The sequence below is a fragment of the Nakamurella sp. UYEF19 genome (assembly GCF_040546275.1).
Classification (GTDB): domain Bacteria; phylum Actinomycetota; class Actinomycetes; order Mycobacteriales; family Nakamurellaceae; genus Nakamurella.
The window spans coordinates 17,207-36,379 of sequence record NZ_JBEPNO010000018.1 but is presented as its reverse complement, the minus strand read 5'-3'; the positions used below and the strand labels follow the sequence as shown (position 1 = coordinate 36,379).

At 69.2% G+C, this 19,173-nt stretch carries 14 protein-coding genes and 1 pseudogene; 4 read left to right on the top strand and 11 right to left on the bottom strand.

Annotation, left to right across the window (positions count from 1 at the left end; all coding sequences use genetic code 11):
• The first annotated feature begins 166 nt into the window (after positions 1 to 166).
• The gene (locus ABIB25_RS20625) at positions 167 to 790 is read left to right on the top strand and encodes a DedA family protein (RefSeq protein WP_354530400.1); all 624 of its coding nucleotides are present in this window, start codon (positions 167 to 169) and stop codon (positions 788 to 790) included.
• Positions 791 to 870: 80 nt separating this feature from the next.
• Here ABIB25_RS20625 and ABIB25_RS20620 read toward each other — a convergent pair.
• Positions 871 to 1,128: pseudogene (locus ABIB25_RS20620) on the bottom strand (helix-turn-helix domain-containing protein); the annotation flags it as partial.
• 257 nt (positions 1,129 to 1,385) lie between these two features.
• Here ABIB25_RS20620 and ABIB25_RS20615 point away from each other — a divergent pair.
• Complete coding sequence (locus ABIB25_RS20615) at positions 1,386 to 2,201, top strand: MFS transporter (protein ID WP_502919871.1); 816 nt, start codon at positions 1,386 to 1,388, stop codon at positions 2,199 to 2,201.
• 146 nt (positions 2,202 to 2,347) lie between these two features.
• Here ABIB25_RS20615 and ABIB25_RS20610 read toward each other — a convergent pair whose 3' ends face one another.
• On the bottom strand, positions 2,348 to 3,049 hold the full coding sequence (locus tag ABIB25_RS20610; protein ID WP_354530399.1) for an ANTAR domain-containing protein: 702 nt from the start codon (positions 3,047 to 3,049) through the stop codon (positions 2,348 to 2,350).
• Positions 3,050 to 3,088: 39 nt separating this feature from the next.
• Between ABIB25_RS20610 and ABIB25_RS20605 the strand changes: the two genes are divergently transcribed.
• Both ABIB25_RS20605 and ABIB25_RS20600 read left to right on the top strand, forming a co-directional pair.
• Positions 3,089 to 3,274 carry a hypothetical protein gene (locus tag ABIB25_RS20605; protein WP_354530398.1) on the top strand — a complete coding sequence of 62 codons (186 nt, stop codon included), beginning with the start codon at positions 3,089 to 3,091 and terminating at the stop codon, positions 3,272 to 3,274.
• A 126-nt stretch (positions 3,275 to 3,400) separates the two neighbouring features.
• Positions 3,401 to 4,327 carry a MerR family transcriptional regulator gene (locus tag ABIB25_RS20600; protein WP_354530397.1) on the top strand — a complete coding sequence of 309 codons (927 nt, stop codon included), beginning with the start codon at positions 3,401 to 3,403 and terminating at the stop codon, positions 4,325 to 4,327.
• Between the two features lie 3 nt (positions 4,328 to 4,330).
• Here ABIB25_RS20600 and ABIB25_RS20595 read toward each other — a convergent pair whose 3' ends face one another.
• The 9 genes from ABIB25_RS20595 to ABIB25_RS20555 form a co-directional block, all read right to left on the bottom strand.
• Positions 4,331 to 5,482: an N-acetylmuramoyl-L-alanine amidase gene (locus ABIB25_RS20595; RefSeq protein ID WP_354530396.1), complete on the bottom strand. Its 1,152-nt coding sequence runs from the start codon at positions 5,480 to 5,482 to the stop codon at positions 4,331 to 4,333.
• A gap of 221 nt (positions 5,483 to 5,703) precedes the next feature.
• Positions 5,704 to 6,027, bottom strand: a complete 324-nt coding sequence (trxA, locus tag ABIB25_RS20590) for a thioredoxin (protein ID WP_354530395.1) — start codon at positions 6,025 to 6,027, stop codon at positions 5,704 to 5,706.
• Between the two features lie 76 nt (positions 6,028 to 6,103).
• Positions 6,104 to 7,162: a thioredoxin-disulfide reductase gene (trxB, locus tag ABIB25_RS20585; protein ID WP_502919870.1), complete on the bottom strand. Its 1,059-nt coding sequence runs from the start codon at positions 7,160 to 7,162 to the stop codon at positions 6,104 to 6,106.
• 288 nt (positions 7,163 to 7,450) lie between these two features.
• Positions 7,451 to 8,419 carry an RsmA family anti-sigma factor gene (locus ABIB25_RS20580; protein ID WP_354530394.1) on the bottom strand — a complete coding sequence of 323 codons (969 nt, stop codon included), beginning with the start codon at positions 8,417 to 8,419 and terminating at the stop codon, positions 7,451 to 7,453.
• The gene (gene sigM / locus ABIB25_RS20575; protein ID WP_354530393.1) at positions 8,416 to 9,102 is read right to left on the bottom strand and encodes an RNA polymerase sigma factor SigM; all 687 of its coding nucleotides are present in this window, start codon (positions 9,100 to 9,102) and stop codon (positions 8,416 to 8,418) included. Before sigM ends, ABIB25_RS20580 begins: the two co-directional genes overlap by 4 nt.
• A 101-nt stretch (positions 9,103 to 9,203) precedes the next feature.
• Positions 9,204 to 13,112 carry a murein biosynthesis integral membrane protein MurJ gene (gene murJ, locus ABIB25_RS20570; RefSeq protein WP_354530392.1) on the bottom strand — a complete coding sequence of 1,303 codons (3,909 nt, stop codon included), beginning with the start codon at positions 13,110 to 13,112 and terminating at the stop codon, positions 9,204 to 9,206.
• A complete protein-coding gene (locus ABIB25_RS20565; protein WP_354530391.1) occupies positions 13,109 to 16,324 on the bottom strand; it encodes a hypothetical protein in 3,216 nt (1,071 codons plus the stop codon). Before ABIB25_RS20565 ends, murJ begins: the two co-directional genes overlap by 4 nt.
• On the bottom strand, positions 16,321 to 16,785 hold the full coding sequence (locus tag ABIB25_RS20560) for an NUDIX hydrolase (RefSeq protein WP_354530390.1): 465 nt from the start codon (positions 16,783 to 16,785) through the stop codon (positions 16,321 to 16,323). The genes ABIB25_RS20565 and ABIB25_RS20560 overlap by 4 nt, the downstream gene beginning before the upstream one ends.
• A gap of 63 nt (positions 16,786 to 16,848) precedes the next feature.
• Positions 16,849 to 19,170: a bifunctional metallophosphatase/5'-nucleotidase gene (locus tag ABIB25_RS20555; protein ID WP_354530389.1), complete on the bottom strand. Its 2,322-nt coding sequence runs from the start codon at positions 19,168 to 19,170 to the stop codon at positions 16,849 to 16,851.
• Positions 19,171 to 19,173: the final 3 nt, after the last annotated feature.

Here is a 19,173-nt window from a genome sequence, read left to right as displayed (position 1 = left end):
AACATCCGGACACTTTCTTTGGCGGAGAAACTTCCGGGGTCCGTCAGCCGGGTGGTGATCCTGTCGCGAACCTCCTCGCGGGTCATGGTCGGCCGCTACGCTGGCGCTCATCGGCGGAGAATCGGCCGCGCTCCATCCGTTCCCACGAAACCCAAGAAAGCGGACGATGAACGTCGACCACCTGATCAGCTCATTCGGTTATCTCGCGGTGTTCGCGATCATCGGGGTGGAGAGCATCGGCATCCCGCTGCCCGGCGAGACGGTGCTGATCGCGGCGGCCACCTACGCCGCGACCACCGGCAACCTCAACATCTGGTTCATCTTCGCGGCCGCAGCCGCGGGGGCGATCATCGGCGACAACATCGGCTACTGGATCGGCAACAAGGGCGGATACAAGCTGGCGCGCAAGTACGGACCGAAGATCCACCTCGACGAGCGCAAGCTCAAGGTGGGCCGGTACATGTTCGACCGGCACGGCGGCAAGGTGGTGTTCTTCGGCCGGTTCGTCTCGGTGCTCCGCACCTTCGCGGCGTTCCTGGCCGGCACCGTGCGCATGGCCTGGCCGCGTTTCCTCCTGTACAACGCGCTCGGCGGACTGGTCTGGTCGGCGATCTACGCGTTCGGCTTCTACGCCGCCGGCAACACCCTGAAGAAGCTGTCCAGCGTGGTCAACTACGCCGCGATCGGTATCGCGGTCGTCCTGGCGGTCATCGTCTTCCTGGTGGTCCGGAAGCAGACGAACCTGTTGGCGGACAAGGCCGAGGCGGCCTACCCCGGCCCGTTGGAGTGAGCTGTCTCCCGTCGACCGTGATTCGCGAACGCTCCGCAATCGATCTGCGTGATTGTGTGGCCGCGCTGCGGCCCGTGCACGAGAAGGTGAGCTCGCTCGGCGTCGTCGAGCTGGAGGGCCCTGGCGATGGCGTCCAGGACAGAAGGGCTGGCGCCGCCAAGGGCGCCGCGTTCGAGCTTGGCGTAGTACTCGATGCTGACGCCGGCCAGGACCGCCACCTCACCACGGCGCAGGCCCGGAACCCGGCGCTGTCCGATCACGGGCAGGCCGACGTCACGTGGGGTGACCTTGGCCCGTCGGGTGGTGAGGAACTCGCGGACCTCGGTTCGGTTGTCCATGTCCACCACGGTAGATCGGCCGGCGCCCCGCGTGGGATGCCCTGCCGGTACACGTCACCGCAGGGCCTTCCCCGTCCATGGCGGGTGCGGTGACATGGCGGGTGCGGTGACATGGAGTTGCAACCCACCGAGCCCATGTCAGGAGAACCAACTGTGACCGCCGTCAGCCGAAGCACCGCGCCAGTCGCCACCGGCTTCCGCTGGCCGCCCTGCTGGTCCTGGCGCTGCTGGGCTTCCTGCTCATCTCGACCGAGACGATGCCCGCCGGCATCCGCTCGCAGATCGCCGACGGCATGGCGACGAGCGAAGGCGTCGTGGGGCAGTTGGTCAGTGCCTATGCCCTCGGCACCGTCCTGTTCACCATTCCGGCGATCGTCCTGACCCGCGGATTCAGTCGCAAGAAACTGTTCCTGATCGGAATCGCCGCTTTCCTCCTCGCCAACACCATCACGGCAGTCTCCTCGGATGTCGCTCTGTCACTCGTCTCTCGCTTCATCGCCGGGGGTCTCTTCGGGATGTTGTGGGGCATGTTCGGCGGCTACACCGTGCGCATGACCCCGCCCACCCTGATCGGACGGGCGCTGTCGCTCGTCGCGGCCGGCGCGCCCGTCGGCATCGCCTTCGGTACGCCCCTTGGCACCGCTCTGGGCAAGACCTTCGGCTGGCGGTGGTCCTTCGGGGGTCTGGCGATCCTCACCGTCGTCGTGGTGCTCGCTGCTCTATTCCTCCGGGACGCCAGGGGCCAACCCGCATCTGCTCGGATGCCGCTCGCCGGTGTCTTCCGGACCCCAGGCGTGGCAGCCATTCTCGCCGTCATCTTCGTCTGGATGCTCGGCAACAGCACCGCCTGCACCTACATCACTCCGTATCTGAGCGCCGCCGGTTCCGGAGTGTCGGTCGAGATCCTGCTGCTGGTCTTCGGTATCGCCTCCATCGGCGGCATCGCACTGACGGCGGTGTTCATCGATCGCTACCCTCGCATCCTGGTGTCCACCTGCCTGGCCGTCTTCGCCGTGGCCGGCGTGATCCTCGTCGTGGCCGGTGTGCTCGCGGGGCGGGAATTCTCGGGATGACGGACGGTCTCGTCCTGCCGCTCACCATCCCCGTTTTCGGGTTGGTCGGACTGACCATCGCCGTGGGGTCGAGGGACTCGATCCACCCGAGAACGCCCTGACCGCAGCGGTCATCGGCCAGGCCGGGAGCCGACGAGAACTCAGCGCTAGGACCGCACCCCGGCGACCGGCCGGCGGTGCGCGCCGGCACGACAGGCCACCCCGCCGGCCGCCAGTTGACCGGTGTGGAGTACACCCTCGGCGACCTCCCGCAATTTGCGGTTGCCGTTCTGCGAGGCTGTCGTCAGGCGTGCGAGGCCCTGCGGGTAGGTGAGGTGCTCCCGGACCATCAGCACCCCGACCGCCGCCCCGATCTCACGGTTGCTGTCCAACGCGGTCCGTAGGCCGTCCACCTGCTCGAGCAGAGCCATCCGGTCCAACGCGAAGGCGGCATGTTCGGCGAAGGCGCGGATCAGGTGGAGGTCGGATCCGGTAGGTGACCCGTGCTCGGATCGGTGGTCGAACAGGAACCGGAGGTGTCCGTGATCGCGGTCGGCCGCCCGCATCGGGATCATCAGCTCCTGGACGATCCCGGCCGACGCGCGCATCTGCCTCAGGTAGTTGGTGTCCTGCGACGTCAGGACGGTGACGGGCGACTCGATCCCGATGACCGGACAGTGCGGCCACCGCAGCCAGACCGCAGCCGACAGCTCGCTCAGCCCGGGATCGCTGGACGCCGAGATGCGCAGCTGCCCGGCCGCGGTGATCCGGACGATGTCCACTGCGGCGCAGCGGACCAGCTCGGCGCCCAGCTCGGTGACCCCGCGGCGGGTGTCGGCCTGGGTCGGTCGACCATCGAGGTCGAGCACCAGCTCGGCAAGGTCACGCCGGACCGGATCCTGAGCGGCATGGTCGAGGGGATCCTGATCGAGGGGAGTGCGATCACGAGTGGCAACCGAATGATGGAGCGTCATACTGGTCCCTCCGAGTTCGGCAGCGACGCGCTGTTCGTGCTCACTGTGTCGGCCGCGGCCATCGACCAGTGGATCGAAACTATGCAGTGGCTGCCGGTTCTGCCACAGTTTGCAGCGTAGATTTGTCCGGTTCGCCCAGTGCAAGGCTATCGAAGACGGAGGATCACGGTTAGGCTCGACACCAAGGCCTTACAACGTACGTCAATGTCGTCCATCCGTCCCGGGCACCGAAAGACAGAGGTCGACGTGGCCACAACCCCCATCGACGAAGTCCCTGGCCGTCGCGAGCCGACAGCGAACGGCGTGCCGATCGCCGAGTTGTCGGCCGTGCTCGGCGTGCCGATGCCGACCCTGCGCTCCTGGGAGCTGAGGTACGGGATCCCGACGATGAATCGCACCAGCGGTCGTCATCGCCGCTACCTGCCGGACGAGGTCCACGCCATCCGCCTCATGAGGGACGAGATCTCCCGAGGGCAGAAGGCCGCGCTGGCGGCCGCCACCGTCCGCGAGGTGCTCGGCATCGGCGGACCAGCCGGCGTCTTCATCCATCGTCTGCTGGAGCAGTCGGAGGACGGGGACACAGCTGCGATCAGGGCCACCCTCGATCTGGCCGCCAAGACCCTCGGCCTCGGCGAGTGCGTTGACGACGTGCTGCTGCCGTCGATGCGTCAGATCGGTATCTGGTGGTCCGTCGGGCACTGCGACGTCACCCAGGAGCGGACGACGACCGAGTCGGTCCGCACCTGGCTGGACCGTCGCAGCGCCTTCGCACCACCGCCCACCGATACCAGGATGATCCTGCTCGCCTGCGGCCCCTCCGATCTGCACACCATCGGCCTGGAGTGCATGGCGATGATGCTGAGGCACGACGGGTGGCCTTGTCGCGTGCTCGGTGCCCGGACGCCGACCGCCACCCTGGTCACCGCGGCGACCGTGGTCGATGCGGCCGCGGTCGTGGTGGTGTCCCAGATGCCGACCGGACGTCGTCATGCGGTCGAATCCATCGACGCCGTCCACCGATTACGCATTCCGGTCTTCTACGCGGGCAACAGCTTTGGCACCCCGCGCAGCCGACAGCACATCCAGGGAACCTACCTCGGCACCCGTATCCAGGGCGCCTGCGCCCAGGTGCTGGCCGTGCTGCGGGACGGCGGCCTCACCGCAGTGGGTTGAGGCTCAGGCGCCGCGAACGGACTCTTCGTGGGCCAGCAGCTCGGAGAAGGTGAACGTGCCGGTGTGGGGTTCGTCGCGCCCGTCCATGTAGAGCCGTTTGACGGCCACCAGCATCCCGTCGGCGAGGGTGTTGCGGAAGTCGTCCCGCACCAGCCTGGCCCGCTCGGCGTCGTTGGACAGGTACCCGAGCTCCACCTGGATGGCGGGCATCCTCGTCAGCCGGAGGATGTCCCAGGTGCGGTGGTGCACCCGGCAGTCCGTCATCTGGGTGCGGGCCACGAGTTCCCGCTGCACGAGCTCGGCCAACGTCTCGCCGACGCTCGAGGTGGCGCCGGAGTCGGTGCCGAAGTGGAAGGCGGCGATCCCTGACGCCAGCTGCGACGTCGACCCATCGATGTGCAGGCTGAGCATCAGGTCGGCGTCGACCTTGTTGGCCAGCCCACAGCGCTCCTCGACGGTGGGGTTCTGGTGGGCGCCGCGCGTCAGGAAGGTCTCCATCCCGGTGGCGACCATCCGCCCCGCCAGCTTCTTGGCGATGTCGAAGGTGAGGTCGGCGGCGCGGACGCCCCCGCTGATCCAGCCGGGGTCATCACCGCCGTTGCCCGGATCGATGACGATCCGCTTTCCACTCAGGCGGGGGCCGGACTGACGCAGGTTCTGGTGTTCCCGGAGGAAGAAGGGCCGGCCACCGGTCACCATGCGGCCGATGCGGTTCAGGTCGCGGTAGGTGTCCGACCCGAAGACACCGTCCTCCGGCAGATCCCGCGCCTTCTGGAACTCGCGCACGCAGGCATCGGTCCGCGGTCCGAAGATCCCGTCCGGGCGCCCGGTGTTGTAACCCAGCTCGGCCAGGCGGATCTGCAGGGCCATCACGTCGTCGCCGCTCATCACCGACGACAGGGTGTAGGCCAGCGTCCGGTCGCCGAGGGTCCAGCGGGCATCGGTCAGCGAACGCACCGTGACCGGGCCGACGATGCCGTCGACGATCAGCCCACGCTCCTGCTGGAACTGGCGGATGGCGGCGTCGGTCTCGCGGTCGAACTCCACTTCCGCCGGGTCCATGGCCGGATCAAGGGCAGGCAGCTTCTGGAGCGAGGACAGTGCAAAACGGACGGCTGCGACGGCCTGTCCTCGATCGCCTCGCCGCAACAGCATCGGCCCGCCTCGTCCCTGTACTCTCTCGCCTCACGTGAACATCTCGACCGCAGCGAGCGACCGCGTCGTGGACGTCGGATGGCTGCGGGCCGTTCACCATTGTGCAACGCCCGCGGACGGCTTGCTGCCACATCGGTGGGATCACGCCCGAACGGCCGGACACATTGGCTGCGTCCGGCCGTTCGGTGGTTGGGGCGTGAGTCGATCAGGCTGGAAGCTGATCAGGCCAGGATGTCGGCGAACTCGGCCAGCAGGGCCGCCTTCGGCTTCGCGCCGACGACCTGCTTGACCGGCTTGCCGCCCTGGAACACGAGCATCGTCGGGATGGAGAGGATCTGGTACTGCTGCGCGATCTCCGGGTTGGCGTCGATGTCCAGCTTGGCGATGGTGACCTTGTCACCGTGCTTGTTGGAGATCTCCTCGAGGATAGGGGCGACCATGCGACACGGGCCGCACCATTCGGCCCAGAAATCGACGATGACGGGCTTGTCGGACATCAGGACGTCGTCTGCGAAGCTGGCGTCGGTGACCTTGACGGTAGCCATGGGGGAACCTCTATCTCTGTGGGGGAGCGTGGATGGGCGGCTGTGAAATCTTGTGTTCGAGCTGGTGGTGCCGGCGTCAGACGCCGACCGAAACCTGGTCGAGAGCAGAGCTTTTCGCTTCCGGCTCCGGATCGGTGACCGCGGCCAGGTGGTGGGTCGAGAGGAAGTGCTGGGCGTCCAGCGCTGCCGAGCAACCGGACCCGGCCGCTGTGATGGCCTGACGATAGGTGTGGTCGACGAGGTCGCCACAGGCGAACACGCCGGACACGTTGGTGGCCGTCGCCCGGTCGGCCCCGACGTGCGGGCCGGTCAGGACGTAGCCCTCGTCGTCGAGGTCGACTATCCCGGTGAACAGGTCCGACCTCGGGTCGTGGCCGATCGCCACGAACAGCCCGGTGACGGCCAGTTCGGACGTCTCGCCGGTCCTGGTGTCGGTGAGGGTGACGCCGGCGACCTTGGTGTCGCCGCGCACCGCGGTGACCGCGGAGTTCAGCGCCCATTTGATCTTCGGGTTGGCCTTCGCGCGGTCCAGCATGATCGGGCTGGCGCGGAAGTCCTCGCGACGGTGGACGATCGTCACCGAGCTGGCGAACTTCGTCAGGAACGTCGCCTCCTCCATCGCCGAGTCGCCGCCGCCGACGACCACGATGTCCTGGTTACGGAAGAAGAAGCCGTCGCAGGTGGCGCAGGCGGACACTCCGCGGCCGATCAGCCGCTCCTCGTCCGGGAGGCCGAGGTAGCGGGCGGCCGAGCCGGTGGCCAGCACGACGGAGTGGGCCTTGAAGACCTCGCCGTCCACGGTGACCGACTTGACCGCGCCGGTCAGGTCGACGGACTCGACGTCGGTGCCGCGCAGGTCAGCACCGAAGCGTTCGGCCTGCTCCCGCATCTTGCCCATCAGTTCGGGTCCCATGATGCCGTCGGCGAAGCCGGGGAAGTTCTCCACCTCGGTGGTCGTCATGAGGGCGCCGCCGTAGGAGAAACCTTCGAACACCAGCGGCTTGAGGTCGGCGCGCGCCAGGTACAACGCAGCCGTGTAGCCGGCCGGACCGGAGCCGATCACGATGACATCGTGGATCGTCTCTGAACCGTCGGGGGCCGTGGCTGTGACGGTGGGGGTGACGAGGTCGGACACAAGAATCCTTTCGGGCGCCTGAACCGGGCGTCGAAGGCGACATCCGCCCGATCCGCGCCCGGCACAGCGTGCTCACTGACGGTTTGATCCGCCGCACAGTCGATAGAACGCCAGCCTACCGACAGTCATTCCCGGCCAGGGCTTTGCGGCGCCGTGCTCAGGCCGTTGCGGCGTCGCGCTCAGGCCCCTGCGGCGTCGCGCTCATGATCGGGTCGACTTCTGCCCCACGGGCCCCAAAATCCGCACGATCATGAGCGCTGGCGAAGTTGATAAGCGCGGGGTGGGGGTCTAGCGGGTGACCGTCTCCTGGTCCAGTAGGGCCTTCGCTCCGTCGACGCCGCAGCTCAGTCCGACCACGACGATCCGGGCGTGGGTGGCGTCGACCGCGACGACGATGGCCGACGCCTGCTGATTCCGGTAGGTCACCGGGCTGATACCGAGGATGTCCTGACCGGCGATGCTGTTGGCGGCGAAGCACCCGGCGGCGGTGATCCCGTTGGCCAGCGGGCCCGACCTGGTGCCATTGATCTTCTTGTACGCGTCCTGGAACTGACCGGGGACGAGTTCCAGCGCGTTCGGGCCGCTGCCCGGCGCTGCGGTCGCCGCCGGTGCCGGTTCGCCGCCGGCCTGGCTGAGGGGCCCGGGCTTCGAGCCGTTGAGCGACGCGACGGTGATGGTGGCCGCGATGGCAACGGCGGCCGCCACCCCGATGCCGGTGACCCAGCGCCGGCGCCTGGTCCGGGCGGCATCGAGCGACACCACGTTCCCGCCGGACGGCGACGTCGACCCGGGGGCAGGCTCCGATTGACCGGGCGGGGTCGGCGTGAAGGACGGGACGGCCATCAGCGGCTGGAACTGGGTGGGCACCTGGCGTTCACGCTGGTCGAAGCGGGGCGGTCCCGGTTCGGGACGAAATCCAGGCTGTTCCTGCGGCGACCGGTTCGTGTTCTGGCCGGACCGCTTCGGGTCCTGGTCCGGGCGGCTGGCGGCAGACCGGGCGGCGCTCTCGGCGGCGATCGCCGCGTCGAGACGCAGGGCGAATCGCTCCGGCATTCGTGGGGACGGCAGGAGGGACAGGTCGTCGACGGTCGCGTCCAGAGCGCTCAGGATGGCCGCGGCCGATGCGTCCTCGGCGATCCGCAGGCGGAGCTGCGCGGAGACGTCGTCCGAGTAGAGGCCGGCATGCAGGTCGGCGATCACGTCGATGCTCCACGGCGGCCCCATGGGGATCGCTTCGAGCTCTGACTCGGTGCTCATCGTTTGTCGCTCCCTCCGGTGCTCTGCGGTGGAATTCCACCGCTGGCGGAACCCCGGGCGGTTGGAACAGCCCGGGATGCCGGTGGGGATGGCTCACCGTCGGAGGTTCTGACGCGGCCGTCGCCGTCCGGGTTCCGTAGGTGTCCGAGAAGAATTGCCAGCTTTCCGCGGCCGCGTGCACAACGGCTCTTGATGGTCCCCTCGGCCACCCCGAGTGCGACGGCGGCGTCGGCGACCGAGTAGCCCTCGACGTCCACCAGCACGATCGCTGCCCGTTGGTCACCTGGCAGCGTGCCCATGGCCTGCTCGATGTCCATCGCCAACTCGCGGTGCGCGTACTGGTCGCCCTGCACGGCCGGCTCGCCGGGTCCCTCCTCCGGCAACGGAACGGTCGGCCGCACCTGACGACGGCGGATCCGGTCGAGGCAGGCGTTGACGACGATCCGGTGCAACCAGGTGGTCACCGCGGATTCTGCTCGGAACCGATCGGCAGCCCGGAAGGCGGAGATGAAAGCGTCCTGGACGGCGTCCGCCGCTTCCTCCGGATCACGGAGCGTGCGGAGTGCCACCGCCCACATCCGGTCCCGATGACGAGCCACCAGCTCGCCGAACGCGTCCGGGTCGCCCGTGACGTGCGCGGCCAGCAGTTCCGCGTCGGTCCGTCCGGAATCCAGTGCTGGCACAGGGCGAGCCTAATGGCCGCGGCGCTGGAACCGGGGAGCCCACCGTGCCGATGCCCCCGTTCGTCGGGTTTGCGCAGTTCGGAGGGCGGCGAAACCCCTCGTCAGGAGCCGGACACCGTGATCTCGTTGATGTCGGACTTGTACTGGCTGCCGTCCGCGGCCATGTGCACCACGAAGATCACCAGGTACTTGGACTTGGGGGCGTTGGTCAGGGCGATCGTCACCGACCCGGGGATGGCGTTCGAGGCATTGGCGATGTTTCCCTGGGCAAGCACCGTCGTCTGCACGTAGGGCAGGTCCTTGCCGTTGGAGGCCCGCACCTCGATCGTGGTGTCCGGGGTGTCGGACGAGACGGTCACCGAGGTCGGCGTGATCGGGGCGGTGAACTCCAGGTTCAGCCCGACGCCGGGTTTGATGAGCGACGGGAACTGCTGCTTGTAGACGAAGGTCGACCAGAACGTCTGCGGGTTTCCGTCGAAGGCCTGGGGCACCTGGTCGATGTTGTCCTTCACCCCGTCGCCCATCGGGTCGTAGACGGTGGCGTCGACCGGCTTCTGGACGGCAGCCGCCGGCGCGGTCGAACTGGTCGACACCGACGAACTGGTGCTTGCCTCGGACTTCGTGGGGGCGGTGGTGGTCTTCGGGGTCGTCCTGGCCGGCGCGACCGGCTTCGCGGTCGTGTCCGGTCCGGTGGCCAACTTCTGCTGGATCGTGACGGAAGGTCCGGCGACCTGGCTCATCACCTGCTTGGCCAGGCTGGCGACCACGATGATGATCAGCGCCGAGAACACTGCGATCATCACGGTGGCGATGCCGAGTTTGACCCGACGCTCCTTCACCAGGCGACGTTCAGCCGGGTTCAGGCTGGGCCGCGAAGGTTCGTCGACCGGCGTGACCGTGGCCGCCGGGCCCACTTCGGGTTGGCGGAGCAGCGCAGCGATGGCTCCGACAGCGTGGATGCCGGACGGCTCGTCGGGGTGCAACGCACGCTCGGCCAGCGCGGACAGCGCACTGGGGATGCCGGATCGGACCTCGGCGGCCGGCACCTCGCGCCCGAGCCGGGTCGGGGCCGGGGTCAGCTGTCCGGTGCCGGGCCCGGAAAGCTTGGTCGTCCGGTCGGCGCCGGAGAGGTCGACGGTCGCCGCGGCAGCGCCGGCCGGGAGCGGCCAGGTGCCGGTGAGCATCAGGTAGAGCAGCCCGCCGACGGCACGGATGTCCTGGTCGGGAGTCGCGCTGCCGTGGGCGATGACGTGCGACAACCGCACCTGCCCGTCGAAGTTGACGCGGACCAGCGACGGGTTGATGGCGCCGAGCGCGATGCCGTTGCGGTGCGCCTCGGCCACCGCCTCAGACACCTTGGCGGTGATCGAGGTGGCCACGTCGGGTTCCAGCGGGCCGCCGGCGAGCAGATCGGTGAGCGTCGCGCCGTCCACCCACTGCCCGACGACGTAGGACTGGCCCTGCTCGGTGCCGACGTCAAGAGTCTGCGGAAGCCCGATGTGGTGCAGCCGACCGACCCGCAGGGTGCGGGCCACGGTCGCCGAGGTCGCGGTGTTGTCCGGGAGCAGTGTGACGGCCATGTCGCGGGGGAGCACGGTGTCCTTGGCGCGCCAGAACCGGTTGCCGGCGTCGTCGGTGGCCACCAGGGTGACCAGCCGGTACCGGCCGCCCACGGTGGCACCGGGGGCCAGCACGCCCAGCGGACCGCTGCTCGCCGGCGTTCCGCCGAGGTTGACCGTGCTCTCCCCGCCACTGGTGGTGCTGGAGCGGCCGCCACCGCCGGGGGGTGGTGGCGCGATCGGGTCCCGGTCGCCGCGGGTGGTGGTCGAGTCGCCCGCGACGTCCGGGCTGCCGCCGCTGCTCGAACCGCCGGTGCCGACCGGACCACTGGGATTGCGGGGACCGCCCGCGCCTGCCTGCGTCACGCGCTCGGTGACCTGCTCTCTGTCTGATCCTGGGCTGGTTCGTCGGCTGGGGCCCGTACCGGGCCTCTTACCGGGTCCGGTACCGACCTGACCGGGAGATCTTCCCATCCCGGTGGGTGAAGTCACGGTGACCGCGGCGGCGACACCGGTCGGGGCGCGCCCGACCAGACGCAGGATCCGGTTGCGGACGGGCGTCAGTTCCTCGACGCCGAGCAGGAGCGTCATGATCGCGATCACGATGCCCCCGACCACCGCCCCGATGACGAGGATCTTCACCGCATCGAACAGGTCGGTCGGGCGGAGACCGACTGTGTAGTGGACGGCAGCAAAGGCGGCCACGCCGCCGACGGCCGAGGCCACCACCATTTTACCGATGGTGCGCAGCGTGCGGGAAGTACCCATCGGACCGAAGCGGGCGCGCAGCCAGATCTCGCCGACGACGGCCCCGACGATGTAGGAGACCGCGGTGGCCATGGCCAGTCCCGGCACCACCCACTTCGGTTCCAACCACACGCTGGCCAGCAGCAACGGCACCCGGACGGCGACCATGATCCCGTTGATGATGGTCGGGGTGCGACCGTCCTTCATGGCGTAGAACACCCGCATCTGCACGAGCGTCATGGCCAGCGGTACCAACCCGATGGCCATGCCGCCGATCGTCAGCCCGATCTGCAATGCGCTGTCCTGGCTCAACTCCCCGTGGGCGAACAGGATCACCGACAGGCTGCCGCCCACCACGATCAACGCGGCGGAGACCGGCAGCAGGGCCACTGCGGACAGCCGGTTGGCGAGCGACACGTCGTTCTTGACGTCCTCCATCTCACCGGCGGCGGCGTGCCGGGAGAGCCTCGGCATGATCGCCGTCAGGACCGCGACGCCGAGGATGCCGTACGGCATCTGGAACAGCAGCGATGCGTAGCTGAAGACGAGTGGCCCGCTCTGGCTGTCGCCGGACGCGACGCGGGTGGTCACCACGACGCCCACCTGCGAGATCAGGACGTAGACGATGGCCCAGCCGACCAGACCGCCGGCCTCCGTCAGTCGCTTGTCCCAACCCCAGCGGAACTTGAACCGGAACCCGGAGCGCAGCAGCGACGGGATCATCACGGCCGCCTGCAGCACGATGCCGAGCGTCGTGCCGACGCCCAGGATGAGCAGCTGGCGGGTGGGTAGTCCCTGGGTGAGATCAGGGCCGTTGCGGGTGTCGAGGTACAGAACGACGGCGACGCCGATGACGACGATGTTGTTGAGTACCGGCGCCCACGCGTTGGCGGCGAACTTCTCCTTGGTGTTGAGGATCGCGCCGAACAGCGCGGCCAGGCCGTAGAAGAAGATCTGCGGCAGCAGCAGCCTGCCGAGCTGGGTGGTGAGTTCCGGGTCGGCGAACTTGCTGTCCGAAAGGTAGAGCCGGGCCAGCAGGGGAGCCGCCAGCACCGCGATGACGGTGGCGATCAGCAGCCCGACCAGCGCGATCGTCATCAGGCGTTGGGTGTATTCCTGGCCGCCGTCCGGGTCGCTGCGCTGCGCCCTGGTGAGCAGCGGAATGGCGACCGAGGTGAGCACGCCGCCGATCAGCAGTTCGAAGACGATGTTGGGTAGCGTGTTGGCCACCGTGTAGGAGCTTCCGGTGCTCAGCCCGCCGAGGATCGCGACGATGGCGCTCTTGGAGAGCAGCCCTGTCACCCGGCTGACGACGGTGGCGATCGCCATCAATGCGCCCGCCCGCACCACTCCGGCCGTGCTGGCGGTCTTCATCCCAGCTGCGGACGAGGCGGGCGCATTCTCCTGGACGTCCTCCGGGACGGCCGCGTCGGTGATCCGCTGGATCAGCATGGTCGCGTCTTCGGCGGCCGGGAACATCGCCCCGGGGGGCACTCCGATCCACGGGGTCTCGTTCTGCCGGACCGGACCGTGGTGCTGTCGGCCCGGCTGTTGACGGGTCATCGGTGCCCGGCGCGTCTGCTGTGCCCGCGAGAGTGCCGCCTGCTGGGCCTGTTCGCGATCGCGGCGGGCGCGCTTGGCCTGGTCGTCCTGCGCCTGCTTGAACCAGTCGGGCGGTGCGTTCGGTGGTCGTTCGGCCATCATTCGCCCTCCCGCTCCTGTGGTCGGTGCTGTGTCGGATCAGGTTCCCGTGCCGGTGCGGTTCGATCAGGTTCCCGTGCCGGTGGCGCGTTGGCGGCGGCCTGGATCGAATCGGGGTCGGGTGGGCCGGCCCCGACCGCGGCACCGCCGCGGGCACCCTCCGGTGGGTCGCTGCGGTGACGGATTCGCTGCACGATCCGCAGCACGACCATCAGGAACAGTGCGCCACCGGCCACTGCGATCAGGATGATGGTCAGCGTCCCGTAGGCCGACGAACTCACCGTGAGGGTCACCGGATCGTTCCAGTCGGCGCCGTCGGCGGCCAGCAACTGCGCCCGCACCTGGAACCTACCGGCCTTGACGACCTCGGTCTCGATCTTGAACTGCTGGGAGCGTCCGGCCGGGATGATCAGCACGCCGGGATCGGTCGCCGTCAGGCCAACGCTCTGTCCCTCCCGGATGACGACCCTGACCTTGACGCCGTAGGGCAGGTCGTTCCGGACCGTGACCACCAGCGGCGCTTTGGAGGCGGCCAGCGTGTACGAGGTCTGCGTGTCGGTGATGAAGACGCCCGCCCGGAGTGTCCGGAGGGTCTGGTCGGCGGTCGCCAGGATGCTGCGGCCGACGTGTTGGTTCGCCCGCAGCCCGATGGAGGCCGCCGGGACGAGCGCGCTGGTCAACGGGTCGAGGATCTCGCCGGGGATCGGGGTGTCGTTGCCTCTGACCCGTACCAGTGAAGACCTCATGTCGACGATCGCGGCGTTCACCCGGCCCAGCTCGCCGAGGTAGCCCGGATCGAGTTCGGCCCCCGCCGCCGCGTCCGGGTATGTGAGGGTGGCCGGAACGGTCGCGGCGGCGGCGACGGTGGTGAGGGGGCGGGCGGTCACCGCACCACCGCCCTGCAGCGTGCGCAGCAGAGCGGTGAACAACGTCAGCCCGACCGTGTTGGGCGTGAAGTCGCGGGCCTGGGTGAGGATCAGCGGAGTGCCGGTGCCGGCCAGACTGCTACCGGCGAGCAGAGCGGCCAGGTTGTTGGAGCGAACGGCCAGCCCGGAGGAGGTGCCCCGGGCCATGAAGTCCTGGACCTGGGTCAGCAGATCGCTGTCGGTGACGGCGGCCCTGATGGTCGCGCCGTCGTGCTGCGTCCGGATCCCGACCGCGCCGACCGCACCGCCGGCGTGCGCCAGCGTGCTGGGCGACAGCAGCGCCTGCGCCATGCCATGGCCGGCGAAGAACGTGAGGGTGGCGTCGTCGACGGAGCCGCCCGGCGGGTACGCCATCTGCGTGATCAGTTGCGGCCCACCGGCTTTCACCTGCAGCACCCGGCTCGCCACCGCCCGGCCGGTGGCGATGAGGTTGGCCAGTTCCGAGTCGAGGCCGGCCCGGACCATGGCCACCGCGTCCGGATCGGAGTACGGCAGTACCAGCACCTGACGATCCGCTGCCACCTGCTGCAGCAGCGCGAGGAAGACGATGGCCCGCTGCTGGCCCGTGCCGGCCACCGTGTTCGGCGCCGGGACCGTCGTCGCGGGAGTCGTAGTCGTGGTCGTGGTCGTGGGAGTCGTGGTCGTGGCGGGGGTGGACTTCGCTGTGTCGGATGTGGAGGTGGATGGGGCGGTGGTGACCGGCCGTGTCGAGGTGGCCGGGGCGGATCTCGAGGTGGTGCCGGGCGGCGCCGCGGCAGGTGGCACTGACCTGGAGGTGACGGGCCGGGCGGGGGTGGTCGGCCGGGTGGTCGACCTGCCGGTGGTCGGGGCGGTGGGCTGGGTCGTGCGCGGCGCAACCGGTCTGCTGGTGCCGGCGGGCGATGCGGTGACGGGCTGGGTGCCGGCGGGCTGGGTGGTCGGGACGGACGCGGGGGTGGTCGGGACGGACGTGGGGGTCAGGGCCGCCTGCGGCTTGCCCCTGGTGCTCGCCACCCGGTAGCCGCGGGCCATCACCCCGAGTTCGGTCAACAGCTCGGGGTCCAGCACCAGGGTCGTGGCGGCCGGGTCGATCCCGACTGCGGTCAGGCCCGCGAGGACCTTGTAGAGCCGCCCACCCGGTGCGATGAGCTTGGCCAGGTCGTCGTCGAGGAAGATGCCGCTGACACCCAGGTGTGGCCGGTCGACGATCGGCCAGAGCACGTTCACGCCCATCGGCGCCGGCGCGCTCACCGCCACGGGTGCGGTGGTGGTCGATCCGGTGCTCGTCGGTGCGGTCGAGGCGGCTGATGTCGGAACGTCGCCGGACGCGGGGACCCCCGACGAGGCCCCACCCGACGAGGCGGGCGGCGAGGTAGGGGCCGTCGAGCCAGGGGCCGTCGAGGCAGCCGCCGAGGAGGTGGTCGGAAATCCCTGGGTGGGGATGTCGGTCGTCGAGGCGTTGCCCGACCCCGATGCCGAGGTTGAACCGACAGCCCCGCTGCCGGGGGCAGCAGACGTGCTGGTGCTGGCGCTGGTGCTGGTGGTGCTGGTGCGGGTGGTGGCGACGGGGCCTGGAGTCAGCACCGTGGTCAGCAGGTGGATCTCACCGACGCGCTCGTACAGGGTCGCGCCGTTTTGGCCGACATCGCCGGAGACCTTGATCATCAGCGGGAACACCCCCCGCTGGGCCAGTTCGAGGCCGCCCGCCCCGATCGACGTCACCGCGGTGAAGGTGGTGCTCGCGCCCGGGGCCAGATCGGTCTGCACGACGGCGTTCGTCGACGGCGCCAGGATCCGCCAGTTGTCACCGACCACCGCGGAGGGTCGCCCTGGCTTTGCGATCTCGGCCCTGATCGCGGCGACGCCGGCGAGGGCGGCACCCCGCTGCCAGACGTAGCGGAGGTCGTAGAGGATGCCCTTGCTGACGTTCGTCATCGTGCCGGTGACGGTCATCAGCGGCCCACTGGTGCCGGCGACCACGGTGGGCGTGATCCCGGTGATGGTCGTGCGCAGATAGCCGGCGTAGGGGTAGGCGGGGTCGATGACCGGCGCCGCGTTCATACCGGTCACGGCGGTACTCGACGCCGTCGACGATGCTGCTGCCCTGACCTCGACGCCGCGGGCCTGGTCCTGATCGGCGTTGCCGCCACCGTTCGCGACCGGTCCCGGACCATCGGCGGCCGGTGCGGCGGCGGCGATCCCCGTCACCGAGAGGCCAACGGTGAAAGGGACCGTGAGGGCGAACAGCAGCGCGAGCAGAGCCGATCCGAATCGCCCGCGCCCCCCCGAGTTGCCCCCGGCGCCCCTCACGCGCTGTCTGCGAGCAGCTGGGCCGCGCGTTCGGCCAGCCGTCGCTCGCCGGCATAGGCCAGGCGCACCGTCATCTGGTCCATTGGTACCCACGCGACCTCGGTGACCTCGATGTCCGCGTCGGACAGTTCGCCGGCCACCGCCTCCATCAGGAAATGGTGCACCCGCTTGTGGATCCGGCGGCCCTCGACGGTGAAGGTGTACTCCACGCTGCCGAGGCGCGCGGTGATCCGGCCGGAGATTCCGGTCTCCTCGGCGACCTCCCGGACGGCTGCCTCCTCGGTGGTTTCACCGGCCTCGACGTGCCCTTTCGGCAGCGACCAGCGGAGCCGGCCGCGTCGGTCGAGGCGTCCGATCAAGGCCCCAGCGAACACCCCGTCCTCCGTCCGGATGACGAGCCCGCCCGCCGAGGTCTCGTCCGCCCGGCGGCGCCGGGGCGCGCGCGCACGGGTGGGAGCCATGGGCCCGATGTTAGTTGCACGGACCGTAGGGACACTGTTCGCCGAACGGGGACTCAGGCCGCTTTACTGGCAGGCCCGCCCGGCCAGCCAGGCCAGGATCCACTCGAGGTACTGGACGAAGGAGGCATGCGGGCCGGGGAACGGCAAGCAGAACTTGGTCACCGCCAGGGCGGCCGAGCTCGAGACCCCGTCCGGCGTGGTCGCCGCGACGGTGTGTGCGCCGACCTTCGTCGAGCGCGGGATCTCGATCTCGAGGGTGGCAGCGCCGCTGGCGTCGGTGACCACCTTGCCCACCGCCTTCCTGCCGTCGAGGGTGACCGTCAGCTTCGTCTTCGGGTCCCACGCCTTCAGGCCGACGGCGACCTTGCCACCGGCGCGCACGGTGGACGGCTTGGCCGTCACCGTGCCCTTGGCGGTCGGCTTCTTGGCGATCGTCAGCGGGATGCTGACCGTCGTCTTCGAGGGCGATGCCGTCAGGGTGAGGGTCTTGGCGCCGACCAGGGCGCCGGGCACGGTGAAGGCCACGGTCGCTGCGCCGGCGGTGACCGGGAAGGTGCCGACCGCGGCGCCGTCGATGGTCGCGACGACGCTGGTGTTGGCCGGGCTGCCCAGGCTGGTCAGGTCCAGCTTGGACACGCCGAAGCTCACCGGCGAACCGGCCGTCACGGCGCTCGGCAGTGGACCGACGACGACGCCGCGCCGCGCGAAGCTCGGGCTGACCGGTGATTTCGCCGTCAGGTAGTTGATCCAGACGTCACGATCGATCAGTCCGGTGTCCTTCACGTCGGTGGCCTTGGTGAACTCGGTGAAGTTGTCACCACCGGTGCCGAGGAACGAGAAGGTGCCGATCCGGTAGGGCGCGGCCGGATTGATCGGCTTGCCGTCGACGGTGATGGAGGTGATGTGCCTGCCGGTCGCTGCCGCCGGGTCGAGCGTGTAGGTCACGTTGTCCGACAGCCCGAGGTCGAGGAAGGGCCGAGACGAGCCGGCCGGTTGCCACATCTGTTCCAGCACGTTCTTGAACTGCGCGCCGGTCAGCGTGAGCGTCCAGAGGTTGTTGACGAACGGCAGCACGCCGTTGGCCTCCGCGTAGGTGATGCTGCCGTCCGGGGCGTAGAGCAGCTCCGCCCGCAGACCACCGGGGTTGACGACGCCGATCTGCGCGGCGCCGAGGTCGGTGGAGGACAGTCCATCGCGCAGGGCATTCGCTACCAGGTTGCCGAGGGTCGATTCCGAGCCGCGGTCATCGCGCACCGGTCCCTGGTCGGTGGTGGTGAAGGCGGTGGTGATGTCGGCGTCGACCTTGCCGATGACCTTGTTGCCGATGACGGCAGCGTCGGCGATCGCCTTCTTGGTGATGGTGTCGACTGCCGCGACCCGCGGGTACGTCGCGATGAGAGTCGCGTCGTCGGTGGTGACCCGCGGGACGTTCTTCGATGCGTAGGAGAGCACCTTCTTGGTCGCCGGGTCGATGCTCAGCGAGACCTCACCGATGTTGGTGCCGTAGGAGCCGGTCTGCAGGACCGGGCGGGTGACGCCGGGAGATCCGGGCACCGGCGCGTCCCAGGCGTACAGCTGGTGGGTGTGCGCCGTGAACAGCACCGACACCTTCGGGCTGGTCTGGTTCACGATCTCGGTGAAGGGACCGTCGAGCGCCAGGTTGCCCTCGAGCGTGCCGCCGACGTCGCTGCCGGTGGTGGCGCCTTCGTGGTACTCGGCGACCAGGACGTCGGCCTCGCCGTTCGCTGCGTTGCCGTCGGTCAGCTGGTCCGCGACGCGATTGACCGCCGTGACCGGATCGCCGATGTCGATCTGGGTGATACCGCCCGGACTGACCAGTGCCGGTGTCTCCTTGGTGACGGCGCCGATCACCCCGATCTTGATGCCGTCGATCGTATAAACGGCGTACGACGGAAGGGCCGGGGTGGTGGTGTCCTTCTGGTAGACGTTCGCGCCGAGGTAGTTCCACCTCGCGTTGTTCGGGTCGGCGATCACGCGGTTGATCAGATCGTTGTAGCCCTTGTCGAATTCGTGGTTTCCCACCGCGGAACCGGCCAGGCCCATGGCGTTCAGCACGTCGATGGTGGGCTGGTCCTCCTGCGAGGCGGAGGCGAACAACGAGGCGCTGATGTTGTCGCCGGCCGACAGCAGGAGGCTGTTGCCCTCGCCCGCGGCGGCCCGCAGCGACTCGATCGTGCCGGCCCACTTGACCGTGTTGGCGTCGATCCGCCCATGGAAGTCGTTGAAGTTCAACAGGTTCACCACCGTCGGGGTGGCAGCGGCGATGGTGGCGCGGGGAGTGGTCGCCGACGCGGACTGCGAGGTGGCGGCGAGGAACGTGCCGGCGATGACGCCGACGGCCAGCGTTCGACGGAGGAATCTCATTCA